We start from the raw sequence: 14,430 nt of genomic DNA on the forward strand, positions 1-14,430 counted from the left end.
CGAGCATCATCGCTTCCACATCCGGCTACCTCCAAGAGCGGCAGCCCGACCCTTGACCTGGCGGCCAATTCGGCCAGGGTGAGCCCGGCCTGCCGACGCAGCCGGGCCAGGTTCGCGTGGGTTCTGTGTTCACCGCTGGCTTCGCCGGGACCGGATTCCCTACCCGGACGGTACCCGCGAGCGCGGGGCACCAAGGCGTCAGCTGGCTTCGAGAGCAGCCTCGTGAGTGATGGCGGTTGGGCTGCGCTCTTGCGCGTTCAGGCGGCCGACTACGGTTGGGCGGGGCCAGAAAGCAAGAGATACCGGGGGAGTGCGATGACGGCCGACCAGGTCGATGCTTTTGAGGAGGGGCGGCTTCGGCGGCTCGGGCGGTGGCAGCGACTGGGGGTGGCGGCGCTCGCGAGGCCTGGACGTCGCCGTCCTCGGCCGGGCCGCCGGTTATGGGAGCGACGCCAGTTCATCGAACGATCACACGAACGAGCGATCCCCAGTCATAAGTAAAGGGACTTAACGTCCTCTGAGCACGCCGGAGCCGCCAGAGCCGCCGGAGCCAGGGGATCCACCGGCTTCACCGGGGCCGCCGCACGCCGCACCGGCCGGCCGACTGGTGCGGCTGCGCCGGGCCGCCGCAGGCCTGCGGCCCCGGATGCTGGCCGCGTTCGTGGCCGTCGCCGCCCTCAGCGCACTGGCCACCGCCGCGCTCACCTACCGGGCCGCCACCAACTCCACCCTGGACCTGACCCAGGACACCACCGCGGACGAGCTGCGCCGCCGCGTCAACGTCCTCGCACCGGCCCTGCCATTCCCCCCGACCCAAGGCGAACTCGACCGACTGGCAGGCCAGTTGTCCGGCACCGGCGGCTTCCGTGACTGGCGGGTCCTCGCCCGGTACGGCACCGACCACTCCGAGTGGACCCAGCCCGTCGCCGTCCCCACCGCCCTGCAGTCCACCGTCGACGCCGGCCACAGCGCCTTCCAGCGCTTCACCGCCGACGGCCACCCCTGGCTCGCCACCGGCGTCCCGGTCAGCTACGCCGCCGGCACCACCGCCGCCCCAGGCGGCCCGTCCGGGCTCACCGTGTACGCCCTCCTCCCCCTGGACCGCGAACAGGACGCCGCCGGCGCGCTGCTGGCCGCGGCCGCCGGAGCCGGCGCGTTCGCCGCCTTCCTCGCCGCCGGACTCGCCCTGCTGGCCGCACGCCAGGTCCTGCAGCCCGTCCAGGCGCTCGGCCACGCCGCCCGCGCCCTCGCCCAGGGACGCCTGGACACCCGCCTCGACGCCACCGGACACGACGAACTCGCCCAGCTGTCCAAGACCTTCAACCACACCGCACGCACCCTGCAGGGCACCATCGAGGAACTGCGCGCCGTCGAGGGCCAGGCCCAGCGCTTCGCCGCCGACGTCTCCCACGAACTGCGCACCCCGCTGGCCGCCATGCTCGCCGTCACCGACATCCTCGACGAGGACGCCGAACAGCTGCCCGCCGACACCGCCACCGCCCTGCGCCTGATCAGCGCCGAGACCATCAGGCTCACCCGCTTGGTCAACGACCTGATCGAGATCTCCCGCATCGACGCCGACGCCGCCCCGCTGCGCACCGAGGACGTCGACGTCGCGGCCGCCGTACGCGCCACGCTCGACCTGCGCGGCTGGGGCGGCCAGGTGGACTTCCACCTGCCCACCGCCCTGCCCGCCCGCCTCGACCCGCGCCGCCTCGACGTCATCGTCGCCAACCTCGTCGGCAACGCCCTGCGCCACGGCCACCCGCCCGTACGCCTCACCCTCACCACCCGCGGGCACGGCGAGGACGGGGACCTGCTGCTCACCGTCACCGATCGCGGCCCGGGCATCCCGGCCGCCGAACTGCCCCACCTGTTCGACCGGTTCTACAAGGCCGACAGGGCCCGCACCCGCTCCGAGGGCAGCGGACTCGGGCTGGCCATCGCCCAGGAGAACGCCCGGCTGCACGGCGGCCTGATCGAGGCCGCCAACTCCCCCGACGGCGGAGCGGTGTTCACCCTGCTGCTGCCGCTGGGCACCGCCACGGAGGGGCCATGACCACCCGCCACCGCAGGAGCAGCGCCGCCGCGGCGGCGCTGCTCCTGCTCACGGCCGGCTGCTCGATCCCCGCCGCCGGGCCCGTGAAGTCCGGCCCGCCGGCGACCGGGCTCCGCTCCGGCACCGAGCGCGAAGGCCTTCAGCAGGCGCTCGACACCCTGCTCGCGGGACCCGACCGGGCCGAACGGCAGGCCGGTCTCTACAGCGACCTGCCGTCGGGCGGGGACGTCCAGGCCACCGCCACCCCCGGTACGGTCACCCTGCGCCTGTCCTGGTCCGCCGCCTCGCTGACCACCGCCGCGATCCAGCAGCTGGTCTGCACCGCCGAGGACGCCCCCACCACCGGCCCGCCGCCCCGCATCGGCCTGGTCAGCAGCGACGCCCCCGCCGCGATCCACCAGCAATGCGACCTGCACCGCGCTGGCTGACCGGGCGGCTCGGCCCCTCCGCGACCCCGCCGGTATCGCGGCTACGGAGCAGCACCCCTCGTCACAGGAGTCCTCGTCCGGGATGCCCCTCTCCCGGGATGATGCTCCGAAGGAGACACCGGTGTGGTGGCGGTGATCGTAGGCTCGGGCAGCTGGGTGGGTGAGGCCGAGGGCGAGCAACTCGGCGACGGCGCCGCGGCGGGAGAGGAGACGTCAGGGGTCGGGGTCGGTTGTACCGGCACCGGCGTCGCCGGGTGCGAGCCGCCTCCGCCCCCGTTCGTCGAGGGGCCGCGGAGATTGCCCGCCACCTCGACCACGCCGCCGCAGGCGAGCAGCACCGCGGCCAGCACGGACAGCCCGGCGGAGGCCCGCAGCGCCCGGGGCGCCGTGGTACGCGGGTCGGTGTCCACGCTCAGTCCACGTATTCCTGGGCGACCTGGACGTACTCGAAGCCCTTGACGTCGGTGGCGATGTGCATCTGACCGGTTTGCGAGGAGGCGATCAGGGTGTTGAGCAGGCCCGTGATCGCCCCGCTCAGCGCCGACTCGGTGTCCGAACCGTCGGCGATGAACAGCGCCTTGGTCGCCACCTCCTTCAGCACGTCGCGCCTGGCGGCGCCGAAGCCGTAGGCGATCACGTGCGGGTGGCGCGGCCAGTTCCGGTCCACCAGCGTGCGGAAGGAGTCCCGCCACCTCGCGTCGGTCGGAGCGCCGTCGGTCAGGAAGAAGATCGCCGGCCGCAGCACGCTGTACTGCTGCGCCCGCAGGCTGCTGACGTCCTGTTCGATGCTCTGCCGCAACTGGTCGAAGGCCTTGCCGTACTCGGTGCCCCCGCCGCAGATCACTTCGGGCATGCTCGGGACCTGCTCCATGTCCGACATCGGGATCACCACGTGCACGTCGGTGGAGAAGGCGACCACGCTGACCCTGGCGAACTCCGAGACGCGCGGATTCGTCGCCAGGTTGTAGTGCAGACGCGAGAGGGTCGCGTTGAGCACTGCCTCGTGCGGCTTCATCGACGAGGAGGCGTCGATCACCACGTAGGTGGGCAGGCAGAGTGACATTGTGTGCACCTCTGAGCTAGTGGTTGGAGGCGATGATGATGACCAGGATCACGACGAGGGCGAGCACCCAGATCCACTTGGTGGACCGGCCGGTCTCGGGCTTCTGCTTCTCCTCGACCGTGCTGCTGCGGGTGACGGTGGGGGACTCCGAGGTCGCGTGCGACGCGGGCTGCGGAGGCATCACCGTCGGCTGCTTCGGGGGCAGTTCGGGCAGCGGCGTACGGGTCGGACGCGGCACGGCCCTGAGGTAGGGCCCGTTGTTCAGCGCCTGGTTCAACTGGGCGGCCGCGGGCCGTCGCTCCCGGTCGGTCGCGAGCAGCATGTCCAGCAGGACCTCGGAGACGGCGGGCTGGTTCAGCCAGTGGGACGCGGCGACGCCGTGGAAGGTGCTCGCGTCGCGCCGGCCGGTCAGGCACTTGGCGACGAGCAGGGCGAGCCGGTAGCGGTCGGTGTACTGGTCCGCGTCGGAGCCCGGCGGCGTGAGCGGGTCGGCCCAGTTCGGCTGGTGGATGTCCGGCATCTTCTTCGGCTGGCAGCCGTCGACGTCGATCAGGTAGACGGAACGCCCCTCCGGGCTCCAGAAGGCGTTGGAGAACGACCAGTCCGAGTAGACCAGGCCCAGGCCCTCCAGGATCGCGGCGAGCTCCGTCAGTTGGCGGCAGGCAGCCAGTCGGCCCTCGAAGCCGGGGCACGGCAGGCCGACGCCCCGGATCGACTCGTCGGACTTCGCCAGCCAGTCGATCTCCAGGAACCGGCGCTCGCTGAACTTGCCGCGCCGCAGCTCGGAGCGGTACTGCTCGGGCGCCATCGGGATCACGCACCCGACGGCCGGGTTGCCGGGCTCGTGGATCCGGGCCGCGGGCCAGCACGTCCCGGCGTACAGGGTCGCCCGCGCCGCCTCCGGCAGCGTGTCCGGAGCCGAGATCAGCAGGTCGATCCGGTGTCCGTCCTCCTGGTGCAGGCCGGGCCGGTAGAGCTTGGCCAACCAGCCCGGATGGCCCGTCAGCGGCCGCACGGCGACGGCCTGGCCGTTGTGCTCGGAGATCGGCTCGGCGAGCGGTCCGAGATCGCCGAGGCCCACGGTCCTCGGCAACGCCCAGCCCCGCGGGTCCACCGCCGGGGCGCCGTCGCCGGCGACGGGATCGGAGTCGGTCATGTCCCGCTGCCGTTCCACACCACGACGGCGGTGCGGTCGTCGAGGCACTGCGGTGCGTCGAAGCCGACGTCAGCGGTGAACCGGGTGGCCGGGACCGGCGAGCGCCAGGCGTTCGCGAAGTACTCGTTGACGTTGCCCGCCTGGTCCGCCCACGCATCGCCGATCCCGTCCGTGACCAGGGCGAGGGCGGCACCGGCCGCCAGGGTGACGTGACCGTCCACGGCCAGGTGCGGCGTGTCCGGCAGTCGGCCGGCGACCTCGTTCGAGACCACCGCGGCCGCGCGGTCCTTGGCTTCGCCGGCGGAGAACTGCCACCGCGGGACGCGCGGGTCGAGTGTCCAGGCCGAACTGTCACCGAGCCACCCGACCCAGGCCCGCGCCACGCCGTTCGCGTCCGGCTCGGCGATCACCGCGGTGATCAGCACGGTGGCCAGGTGCGAGGTGCCGACGCCGCGTCCGGCCGCGTGCGCGGCGATCGATTCCGCGATCCGCCCGTACAGCGCCTTGACGTCGAGCCGGTCGAAGCCGACCGTCTCGATCTGCTCGCGCAGCAGGGTGACGGCCTGGCTGGAGGCCGCGGTGGCCCCGACGTCGGACCAGGCCGCGCTGGACAGGCCGTCGGCCACGGCCACGATCGCGTACCGGCTGTCCGGGCTCCGCCCGATCCGGTAGGAGTCCTGTCGCGGCTCGGCGGGCTGGCCGCAGCGGTGGCCGGGCCCGACGACGGAGGCGGCGCGGATGGTGAGGGCACCGACCGTGGCCTCGTCGGCGGCGATGCCGTTCTGCACCGTGCGCTCCGGCAGCAGCCAGGGGTAGCCCTGTGCCCGCGCGCCTTCGCCGAAGCGGGGCACGCTCAGGTCGGTCGGCCTCTCGCGCAGGAACGGCCGGGGCCTGCCGGGCTGCGCCGTCGACACCGCCGGTGCCGCGACAAAGCGGCAGACCGGCGCCGTCGCGTCGGGCCGGGGCTCCCGTTCGGGCCGGTCCCGCTGCCGGGCGGGCGCCGCGGCGGCCTCGGACCCCAGGGCGGCCGCCGCGCCGACGACACCCACCGCCGCGAGGGCGAACGCGTCCACCAGCCAGCCGTAGTGCCGGTGCGGCGTACCGACCTCGGCGAAGGCCCCGAGGACGACGGCTGCGAGCAGCCCCGCCCGCACCCAGCCGTCCGTCAGGCCGTCCCGCCGGCCGTCGCCCCCGCTCACGGCCGTTCCTCACGATCGCGGGACCTCGGCCCGGAGGAGAAGTGCTGGTCACCGTGCTGCACCGCGAACACCTCACCGGAACCGGTGGCGGAGTTGACCTGGACCACGACGTCCGGCCGTTGCGCGGTCCGCAGCGTCGCCAGCGCTATGACGTCCTGGGCGAGAGCCGGGTTCCGGTCGAGCAACTGGAACAGGGCCTCGGTCCAGAAGTCCACGGCCGCGGCGTCGACCGCTCCCCTCGTGGCGGTCGACCCCCGCTCCAGCGCGACGGACAGTTCCCTGCGGCGGCTGCCGTGGGCCTGGGCGATGACGCCGCTCATCAGTCGCTTCGCCTCGTTCCACAGATCGGTGCCCATCGCGGACACCAGAGCGGTGGCTCCGCTCGCGGCCAGCTCGGCGAGTTCCTGGTTCATCGGCGCTTCAGCCCCGTTCGTTGTAGCGGATGTGCTGGCGACCTCGGCCGACGGCGAAGACCGTGCCGTTCCCCGTGGCTTGGACGAGTTGCTCCACGGTCCGCGGCTCGGCTTCCGCAGGCCGCTCGCGGGAGCCGGATTCCGGGCCGGGACCGCCATGCGGCCCGACCGGGCTGCCCGGGTACCAGAGCCAGGCCCGTGCGGCGAACTCCTTGACCCGGACCTCGGCCGCGGTGAAGGCGCCGGCTTCGAGCCCCTCGTAGCCGTGCCCGACCGTCTCCTCGTAGTAGTGCTGCGAAAGCATCGCGGCCACCGGGGCGCCGTCCGGACCGGCCAGGGCCGTACGCCGCAGCGGGGGCGAGTCGAGCAACCGGGCGAGGGTCTCGAACGGGGTGCCGGAGACGGTGCCGTCCGGATCGAGCCGGACCTCCCCCGCGTGCGCGGCGGCCCGTACCCGCAGCCGGGTGTCCGGGCCGGCGTGCCGGTTGTGCTCGCGGATCCGCGAGCCCAGCTCCGGCAGCAGCGGGACCAGCAGTCCGGCCTTGGGCAACCCGGCCGGGGCGACGAGCCGGCAGCCGTCGCCGGTGTCCACGTACGCGAAGTCCCGCCGGTCCAGCTCCGCGACGCCGAGTGCGCCGAACAGCGCGGACCGCAGCACACCGCGGATCTCCTGCAGCCGCTGCTGACCGCGGCCCGCGGAACCCGCGATGTCGCACGCCAGCAGAGCTCGGTACTCGTACCTCGGATTCACATTCCCTCCGCGATCACGACGGGGGCCGGCAGTTCGGAGATCGATCTGCCGTCGGCACCGAATTCCCGGTGCCGACACGATGGTTAACGAGATCGTAGGGGAGGGGTCCCCGGGTAAACCGGCTACTAATACGGCTTGTCCGGCTTCGGCCGGACGAGGAGGAGGAGTGACCGATGAGCAACACACGGATGCGCGGGGCCGGGGCCTACTGGCCGCCGACCGGGCTGCTCGGCCGGGTCGGCGAGGCCGATCGCCGAGTCCTGCTGGGGCTCGGCCACGGCGTGGTCTACCCGGCCGGTCAGATCACCATCCGCGAGGCCGACACCTCGGACTTCGCGCTGCTCCTGATCGGCGGCACGGTGAAGGTCACCGCGCACGCACAGGACGGTCGGGAGGCGCTGCTGGCCGTGCGGATGGCCGGGGACCTCGTCGGGGAGCTCGCCGGGATCGACGGTCAGCCGCGCATCGGCACCGTGACCGCCTGCGGCCGGGTGCTGGCCCGCTACATCCTGCCCTCCGAACTGCTGGCGTGCACGAAGCAGCACCCCGCCATCGGGCTCGCACTCAACGCGAGCGTGGTGGCCAAGCTGCGCACGGCGACCGGCCGGATCGTCGACTTCACCGGTTGCGACGTGCTCGGGCGGCTGGCCAGGATCCTGCACCACCTTGCCGTCACCTACGGGCGCCCCGGCCGCAACGAAGCCCATCTCCCGCTGTCGCAGCCGGAGATGGCCACGCTGGTCGGCGCCGCGGAGTCGTCGATCCACAAGGCCCTGCGGGCCTTGCGGGAGTCGGGCGCGGTCGTCACGGGCTACTGCAGGATCACGATCCTCGACCTGGACCACCTCGCCCGGATCGCCGCCGCGGCCGAACCGGCCGGTTCACGGGCGATCTCACCAAACAGGTAAAAGCGCCGGGTTCCGACGACGGGTCGGCGCCAGCATGACCGAGTGCCGGGACCCGAGCGTTGGAGAGGACCGGAGAAACAGATGCCAGAGAACAACGATGCTCCGGGCGGTTCCGCGCGAATCCGGGCGGGCGACGTGTCCGGAACGATGATCGTCGGCAACCGGAACACCGTGACCAACCTGAACATCACCACCGGACACGGTTCGGCCATCACCGTGAACGCGGGGCCGCCGCCGAACCCGGTCAAGCGTCAGCCGATCTCCCACCTGCCGCGCTCCGCCGCCGATCCGCTGATCGGCCGGGAGCGGGAGCTCCAGGCACTGCAACAGGCCATCGGGGCACGCCAGTTGGTGCAGATCTGGGGCGCCTCCGGGGTCGGCAAGAGCGCGCTGCTGCGCCACCTCGCCCGCACCTTGCCGCGCGGGCCCGAGGGCGCGGCCTACATCGAGGCCGGCGGACGGACGGCCGACGACCTCGCGCAGGCGATCTTCGACATCAGCTTCGACGCGCCGAACTACAAGCCGTCGCTGGAGGTACTGAAGGAGCACCTGAAGACCCTGCGGCTGCGGATCTACCTGGACGACGCGGGACTCGACGAGAAGGACCTGCACCGGCTCTTCGACCTGGCCGAGCACTCCACGTTCGTCTTCACCTCGCAGCGCCGGTCGTCGGTCGCCGGCGTACACACGATCCGACTCGACGGACTGACGGCCCCGGCAGGGGTGGTCCTGGTGCAGACGGTCCTGGCCCGCGCGCTGCAGCCCGACGAAGCACGGACCGTGACGGCGCTGTGCGACGCCCTGCACGGCAATCCGCTCCGACTGCGGCGCATCGCCCTGTCGGCCGCGACCGGCAAGGGCCTGCCGGGCATCGCCGATCTCCCCGCGCTGCTTCCCGCGCTGCTCAACAGGCTCCGGCCGGAGGAGCGCGACCTGCTGCACCTGCTCGGCTCGCTGTCGGGCGCCGAGTTGGCGGCCCGGCAGCTCAACACCCTGCTCGGCCGCACGGACACCGATGCGCTCGCCGGCGGCCTGGTGCGGCACGGCCTGCTGGTCGCCTCGGAAACCGGCTACGGGTGTCCGCCGGACGTCGCCGAGTGCGTGCTCAAGAGCCGGATGACGCAGTTCCCCGCCGCGCCGCTCTGCCGGGCGCTCACCGCGTGGGTCGAGTCGCGGGAGACCACCCCGGACGAGGTCGCGGCCCACTTCCAGGCCCTGGACGTCGCGGTGCTGGGCGCGGAGCGGAGCGGACAGGCGCAGCTCGGCGTGGAGTTGGCCCGTGCCGCCTCGCCGAAACTGGCGCTCTCCCGGCAGTTCGACGCGTGGGGCAGCCTCCTCGGAGCCGGCTGGGCCGCCGCGAAGAGCGCGGGAGACCGCGCGGGCGAGGAGTTCTTCCTGGGGGAGGCGCGCACCCGCCGCAAGGCGATCGGCCGGGCGGCACTGACGACGGCCCTGGTGTTGGAGGCGGGGGTGCTCTGGCAGGAACTCGCCGCCCTGCAAGCGCACTCGGTGGCCCACCAGGCCGCCACGACGGCGATCACCGCGGTGCCGCCGATCGCGCCTCTCGCGCCGGTCGTGCCGGTCACCCCGATGACGCCGATCGCCCCAGTTGCACCGGTCACGCCGGTCACGCCGACACCGGCCATGGCCACCCCGCCGACGGTCACTCATCCGGTGGTCAGCCCCCCGACGATCACCCAACCGGTCCCCACCCCCACTGCTCCGGCGCCCGTACACCCGCCGGGTACACCGCAGGTGATCGACCTGTCCCAGTCCGCCCAACAGCCCCCGCCCGCCGGCCACGTGGCCGGCGCGCATGCTCCCTCGCACGCAGTGCCGCAGAAGATCGACCTCTCGGGTGCGCACAGCTCCGCCACCCACTCGACGCACGCCGCGAGCAGCACCCCGACCACAACCAGTACAGGTCACACGGCGCTCGCCACCACCGGTGCCGCGGGCGCCAAGGGCGGAGCAGCCCTCGTCGTCGCCTGTGTGGTCGGCGCCTCAGCCGTACTCGGCGTGGGCGCCATGGTCTACGCCCAGAACCAGTCGGACCGGACCACAACGGCCAACGCCACCAACCTGCCGGTCCCGACTCGGCCGATCCGCTCCCCCAACCCACCGGCCCCGGCCCCGCCGGTCTACACCCCCAAGCCGCCGGCCCCGCCGGTCTATACCCCCAAGCCGCCGGCCCCGGCCCCGTTGGTAACGCCGGCCCCCGTCGATCCTGTGTGCGCAACGGTGGTACGGGAATTGGGGCAGGAGTCCCAGCAGTACAACGCCGACCTGCCCACCGTGAACAGCGCCATCGACTCGTACAACAACGCCGTAGCGGCGTACAACTCGCGACGGACCTCCACCGTTCCCGACGACAGCACGATGAAATCCCGCATCGACATCATCCTCAAAGACCTGCGCGCCAGCGAGTCCACGTTGCGGGGAGCCCTGTCGCAAGCGCGGGACGGATCCGTGGTATCCGACCTCAAGGGCATTCTGACCGCTCGCCAGCAGGAGGAGAGCCAGTTCCGCTCGCTTCGGAACAAGACCAGTACCAGTTACAACACGGCCAGCCAGGCTTCGGCGTACAACTCGGCCTGGCACAGCCTGGTAATCCACTGCACAGCCTGGTAATCCGCCACAAGACCGACCAGGAAAGGCCGACCATGCCTACGGAATCCACCCCCGGCGACATCCACGCCGGAGATGTCTCCGGCACCTTCATCGTGGGCGACAGCAACCACGTGACGAACACGACCACGCATCACCCCGAGCAGCCGCAGCCCCAACCGCGCCAGCAGAACTCGGCCGAGGACCAGGCAGCCGTCTTCGCCGTGGAACACGGCACCATGCACGTCACCTACAACCACAACGCCGAAGCCGCGCCCGAGGCGGAGGACTGAGAAACGCGTCAGCCCCGATCGGCCAGCAACTCCAAGTCCTGGGCGTTCAGCGTCGCCGTCTTCAGCAGTTCCCTGATCAGGTTGACGCTGAGCGTCGAGCCGACCGGCTCGCCGACCTCGTCGCGCGTCAGTCCGCGCACGCCCCGCCGGCGCAGCCGTTCGCGCACGTCCTCGACCGTGTTGGCGACCGACTTGTGGGTCCAGAACTTGGTCACGTGGGGCGAGGCGTTGACCAGCCGGGCGGTCTCCTCCCAGGCCAACGGGAGCGGGAAGGCGTCCTGGCCCTCCAGGTAACGCCGGGCGAGCGCGGTGAGCACCAGCCGCTCCTGCGGGGAGAGCGCGTAGGCCGTGTCGGGGGTCGCGGTCTCCGCCCTGCTCGTGGAGCGGGGGTGCCGGTCATCCCCGTCCACGACGCGGACCTCCACCAGGTGGGACCGCCGCTTGGACGAGTTGATCACCAGCGGGGTGTACCCGGGCCCGATGATCCGCTTGTGGCCGGTGAGCATCAGCACGCCGTCGGGCAACTCGACCGGCAGATTGCCGGTGTTGACCAGCCACCAGTCGCCGTCCGTGCCGGCGCAGGTGAAGACGCCGTGCCGACGGCTGACGGTCGGGTCGTCGACACCGACCGGTACGTGCACGTCCTCGCGGTCGCGCCCGAACAGCAAGGTGTACCGGCGCGGCGGCACGGCGTACCCACCCTCCGGACCGAGCACGAAGATCGTCCCGGGTGGCGCCGAGGGCACCCTGTCGGAAGGACTGCCCGGCGGCAGCATCTGGGGTGGGAAGTTTCCGTACGCCATCTCACATACCTCCGCCTCGGCTCGCGCCAGTGTACGAGCGCACCGAGAGGACCAGTCCTCCTGCGGGCATGCGGTGTGCCGAGCTTGCGGAACCGCCAACTCTGTTTGCCCTGAGTGGGCTTGCTCGATAGCCTGCCCGCCGTGAGCACGATCAGCCGGCGAGCTGCTGCGATCGACAGCATGGTCGCCGAACCACTCGGTCCGGGCGATCCGCAGGAGATCGGCAGCTTCAGCATCGTCGGCCTGCTCGGCACCGGCGGCATGGGCGAGGTCTACCTCGGGGTCTCGGACAGGGGCTACGCCGCTGTCAAGCTCGTCCGGCCGCGGCTGGTCTCCAGTGAGCGCTTCGAACGAGAGGTCGGCATCCTCTACCGTGTGCCGTTCGGAGTCGGACCGCGGGTGCTGGCGAGCGACGCCACTCCGGAACGCCCATGGTTCGCCACCGAGTACGTCCCCGGGCTCACGGTGGACGACGCGGTCCGGCTGCACGGCCCGCTGCCCGCCGAGGCGCTGTGGCTGCTGCTGGCCGAGACAGCCGCTCAACTGCGGGCCGTACACGCGTCCGAGATCGCGCACCGCGACATCAAGCCCGCCAACGTCATGCTGGTGCGCGACGGCGTGAAGCTGATCGACTTCGGCATCGCGCGCGCCGCGGACCAGGCGAGGCTCACCAGGAGCGGTGGCGGCTACGGAACGCAGGGCTTCTCGGCACCGGAACAGCAGGCCGGGGACGAGGACGTGGCAGCGCCCGCGGACGTCTACTCGCTCGCGGCGCTCCTGCTCTACGCCGCCTCGGGTCGCACGCCCGGCGCCGTCCCCGACGTGGAGCCGCTGCGCGCCGTGGACGCCGACCTCGCCGCCCTCCTCGAGCCCTGTCTCGCCACCGACCCCGGAGCACGCCCCACCGCCGACGAGATCGTCCTGGCGACCCACACGCACCGGCTCGCCCCTCCCCCGTCCTGGCCGCCCGAGGTCATGTCACGCATCGACTCGCGACGTGCCTTCGCCGAAACGCCGGTCGGCAAGCTGGAGACCGTCCCGCCACCGGAATCGAGCACGGACCCGAAGCCCGATGTCGGGACCGCACCCCTCGCATCACCTCACCGCCCGCGCAAGCACCTGTTGCTGTTACCGATCGCCGCGGCGACCGCCCTCGGCGCGGTCGCGGTGTTCGTCCTCAGCCCGACCACCTCCCCGCAGAACCACAACGCGCAAGGGTCCAGCGGCGCGCCGGTCACCGTCGAACCCGCGGCCGGGACGACGCACGGGCCCTCCGCGAGCCCGAGCGCCTCGATCTCCGCCACCGCCGAACTCTCTCCCCCGCCTTCAACCGCCCCGGCCGGCACCACGCGGACACCCTCCCCGAGCCTGCGGCCCTCGTCCTTCTCCACCGCCAAACCCGCTACCCTGCCCCCGACCACCCCACCGGCCACCCCACCGAGCACTGCCCCCGCCGCACCCTCAGCGGCCGCCCCCAGCCCTACCTCGTCATCGATCAGCGGCATCAACGGCAGCGACGACCCGACACAGGTCAGGGGCTCCGAGGCGGACACCAGTTGGTTCGGCAACGACGCCGCCTGCTCGGCCTGGCTGGACGACAACGGCTCCGGCTCGCTCGCCGGCGTGCTCAACACCTCCCTGAACCAAAGCTGCGTCGCCGAACTCGCCCGCAGCGACGGCATCACCTACACCTTCCGCGCCTCCTGGGGCGCCGCGAAGACGAGCTTCGTCCCGGACATCGGCTACACGATGTGGATCTGCGTCTGGAACGCCAACAACCGATCCGGCGAGCAGTGCTCCGCTCGCTTCGGCATGAACGGCACCACCCCGGTCCGCCGGTGAAACGAGGCTGCCGCAAGGAGCACTCCCGGGCCACCACGCCCAGCCGCCCGCACACCAGCCCCCGTCGGCCATTCGGGCGAAATCCAGGCGCCGGATCCGTCCGGCGAGACCGCATCGAGGATGTCCGAGACTGGCGCGAGGCTGCCGGAACGACTGCGGCCCAGGTCGGGGTCACGCTCCCTCACGGCGGCCAAGCAGCACTCGTCTCCGAAACTCGAATGGTCGCCACCCGACTGGGTCAACTACTGAAGTTGAATTCGTGATGTCGGCCTGAAGGTGGTCAGCCGTCCATGATCAGGCCAGTGGTGGTGAGGCATCCGTCGATGAGGTGGGGACGGTACTGGATCTTCTTGAGGCTGCGTCTGACGGCTCGGGCGAGCTGGTCGAGGTCGGAGGCGGCGAGGTTGCCGATGGTGCGCTTGACCAGCGACCAGATGCCCTCTTGCGGGTTGAGGTCCGGTGCGTACGAGGGGAGTTGGAAGACGGTCAGCCAGTCCTGGTTCGCCTGGATGAACGCCTGCATCGGCGGTATCAGGTGGGCGCGCAGGTTGTCCCACACGAGGACGATCGGGCCGCCGAGCTGGATGCGCGCGCGGATGAGCAGGTCCCGGTAGTCCTGCCAGGTCAGGCCCTTCTTCTCGCCTTTTCGGCCCCGGTAGATGTGGAAGCTGTAGAACATCCGGGACCGCTGGCCCGTCTTGTAGCAGCTCAGCCCCGCCATGGAGACCCGGCCGGCTCCCCGGCCGCGCACCCGCACGACCGGCGTGCAGCCGATCCTGCCCCAGGTCCTGGCACGCGGCGGCCTCATCGACTGGTTCAGTCAAGATTTTCGTGATGCGGTGACGGAGCGTCATGCGAGTAGGACGCGCTTGCGCAGGAGCGGGAGAGTGGCTCGTCCATACATTTGC

Annotated in this window: 12 protein-coding genes and 1 pseudogene; 6 read left to right on the forward strand and 7 right to left on the reverse strand. The window is 71.9% G+C overall.

Translation table 11 applies throughout. The features are described 5' to 3' along the window. Positions 1 to 646 precede the first annotated feature (646 nt). Positions 647 to 2,059 carry a HAMP domain-containing sensor histidine kinase gene (locus ACZ51D_RS37105; RefSeq protein WP_465664733.1) on the forward strand — a complete coding sequence of 471 codons (1,413 nt, stop codon included), beginning with the start codon at positions 647 to 649 and terminating at the stop codon, positions 2,057 to 2,059. Next, positions 2,056 to 2,487 (forward strand): GerMN domain-containing protein, encoded by a 432-nt coding sequence (locus ACZ51D_RS37110; RefSeq protein WP_465626203.1) that lies wholly within the window; start codon positions 2,056 to 2,058, stop codon positions 2,485 to 2,487. The genes ACZ51D_RS37105 and ACZ51D_RS37110 overlap by 4 nt, the downstream gene beginning before the upstream one ends. Positions 2,488 to 2,899: 412 nt before the next feature. Here the strand turns inward: ACZ51D_RS37110 and ACZ51D_RS37115 are convergent, their stop codons facing one another. From ACZ51D_RS37115 to ACZ51D_RS37135, 5 genes are read right to left on the reverse strand one after another with little or no spacing between them, the layout of a single operon-like run. After that, complete coding sequence (locus ACZ51D_RS37115; RefSeq protein WP_400675424.1) at positions 2,900 to 3,550, reverse strand: vWA domain-containing protein; 651 nt, start codon at positions 3,548 to 3,550, stop codon at positions 2,900 to 2,902. A 16-nt stretch (positions 3,551 to 3,566) separates the two neighbouring features. Further along, positions 3,567 to 4,706, reverse strand: coding sequence for a hypothetical protein (locus tag ACZ51D_RS37120; protein ID WP_465664734.1), 1,140 nt, complete (start codon positions 4,704 to 4,706; stop codon positions 3,567 to 3,569). After that, positions 4,703 to 5,905 carry a protein phosphatase 2C domain-containing protein gene (locus tag ACZ51D_RS37125; RefSeq protein ID WP_465626199.1) on the reverse strand — a complete coding sequence of 401 codons (1,203 nt, stop codon included), beginning with the start codon at positions 5,903 to 5,905 and terminating at the stop codon, positions 4,703 to 4,705. The genes ACZ51D_RS37120 and ACZ51D_RS37125 overlap by 4 nt, the downstream gene beginning before the upstream one ends. Beyond that, positions 5,902 to 6,318, reverse strand: a complete 417-nt coding sequence (locus ACZ51D_RS37130) for a hypothetical protein (protein ID WP_465626197.1) — start codon at positions 6,316 to 6,318, stop codon at positions 5,902 to 5,904. The genes ACZ51D_RS37125 and ACZ51D_RS37130 overlap by 4 nt, the downstream gene beginning before the upstream one ends. Before the next feature lie 7 nt (positions 6,319 to 6,325). After that, positions 6,326 to 7,069 (reverse strand): hypothetical protein, encoded by a 744-nt coding sequence (locus ACZ51D_RS37135; RefSeq protein WP_465626195.1) that lies wholly within the window; start codon positions 7,067 to 7,069, stop codon positions 6,326 to 6,328. Positions 7,070 to 7,242: 173 nt separating this feature from the next. On the opposite strand from ACZ51D_RS37135, the gene ACZ51D_RS37140 reads away from it, so the two are divergent. The 3 genes from ACZ51D_RS37140 (at position 7,243) to ACZ51D_RS37150 (ending at position 10,877) form a co-directional block, all read left to right on the forward strand. Then, a complete protein-coding gene (locus ACZ51D_RS37140; protein ID WP_465626193.1) occupies positions 7,243 to 7,977 on the forward strand; it encodes a Crp/Fnr family transcriptional regulator in 735 nt (244 codons plus the stop codon). 81 nt (positions 7,978 to 8,058) lie between these two features. After that, positions 8,059 to 10,608, forward strand: coding sequence for an ATP-binding protein (locus tag ACZ51D_RS37145; RefSeq protein WP_465626191.1), 2,550 nt, complete (start codon positions 8,059 to 8,061; stop codon positions 10,606 to 10,608). A gap of 32 nt (positions 10,609 to 10,640) precedes the next feature. Further along, a complete protein-coding gene (locus ACZ51D_RS37150) occupies positions 10,641 to 10,877 on the forward strand; it encodes a hypothetical protein (protein ID WP_465626189.1) in 237 nt (78 codons plus the stop codon). Between the two features lie 8 nt (positions 10,878 to 10,885). On the opposite strand, the gene ACZ51D_RS37155 is transcribed toward ACZ51D_RS37150, so the two are convergent. Next, positions 10,886 to 11,680 carry an FHA domain-containing protein gene (locus tag ACZ51D_RS37155; RefSeq protein WP_465626187.1) on the reverse strand — a complete coding sequence of 265 codons (795 nt, stop codon included), beginning with the start codon at positions 11,678 to 11,680 and terminating at the stop codon, positions 10,886 to 10,888. Between the two features lie 141 nt (positions 11,681 to 11,821). Between ACZ51D_RS37155 and ACZ51D_RS37160 the strand changes: the two genes are divergently transcribed. Further along, the gene (locus tag ACZ51D_RS37160) at positions 11,822 to 13,522 is read left to right on the forward strand and encodes a serine/threonine-protein kinase (RefSeq protein WP_465664735.1); all 1,701 of its coding nucleotides are present in this window, start codon (positions 11,822 to 11,824) and stop codon (positions 13,520 to 13,522) included. Positions 13,523 to 13,802: 280 nt separating this feature from the next. On the opposite strand, the pseudogene ACZ51D_RS37165 reads toward ACZ51D_RS37160, so the two are convergent. Next, positions 13,803 to 14,336: pseudogene (locus ACZ51D_RS37165) on the reverse strand (transposase); the annotation flags it as partial. Positions 14,337 to 14,430 lie beyond the last annotated feature (94 nt).

The sequence above is a fragment of the Kitasatospora sp. NPDC033851 genome (assembly GCF_055576085.1).

What these genes read in the sequence shown, in the direction of transcription:
- ACZ51D_RS37145 (WP_465626191.1), top strand. Translation starts at nt 8,059, where the DNA reads ATGCCAGAGAACAACGATGCTCCGGGCGGTTCCGCGCGAATCCGGGCG.
- ACZ51D_RS37155 (WP_465626187.1), bottom strand. Translation starts at nt 11,680, where the DNA reads ATGGCGTACGGAAACTTCCCACCCCAGATGCTGCCGCCGGGCAGTCCT.
- ACZ51D_RS37115 (WP_400675424.1), bottom strand. Translation starts at nt 3,550, where the DNA reads ATGTCACTCTGCCTGCCCACCTACGTGGTGATCGACGCCTCCTCGTCG.
- ACZ51D_RS37110 (WP_465626203.1), top strand. Translation starts at nt 2,056, where the DNA reads ATGACCACCCGCCACCGCAGGAGCAGCGCCGCCGCGGCGGCGCTGCTC.
- ACZ51D_RS37120 (WP_465664734.1), bottom strand. Translation starts at nt 4,706, where the DNA reads ATGACCGACTCCGATCCCGTCGCCGGCGACGGCGCCCCGGCGGTGGAC.
- ACZ51D_RS37105 (WP_465664733.1), top strand. Translation starts at nt 647, where the DNA reads ATGCTGGCCGCGTTCGTGGCCGTCGCCGCCCTCAGCGCACTGGCCACC.
- ACZ51D_RS37140 (WP_465626193.1), top strand. Translation starts at nt 7,243, where the DNA reads ATGAGCAACACACGGATGCGCGGGGCCGGGGCCTACTGGCCGCCGACC.
- ACZ51D_RS37130 (WP_465626197.1), bottom strand. Translation starts at nt 6,318, where the DNA reads ATGAACCAGGAACTCGCCGAGCTGGCCGCGAGCGGAGCCACCGCTCTG.
- ACZ51D_RS37150 (WP_465626189.1), top strand. Translation starts at nt 10,641, where the DNA reads ATGCCTACGGAATCCACCCCCGGCGACATCCACGCCGGAGATGTCTCC.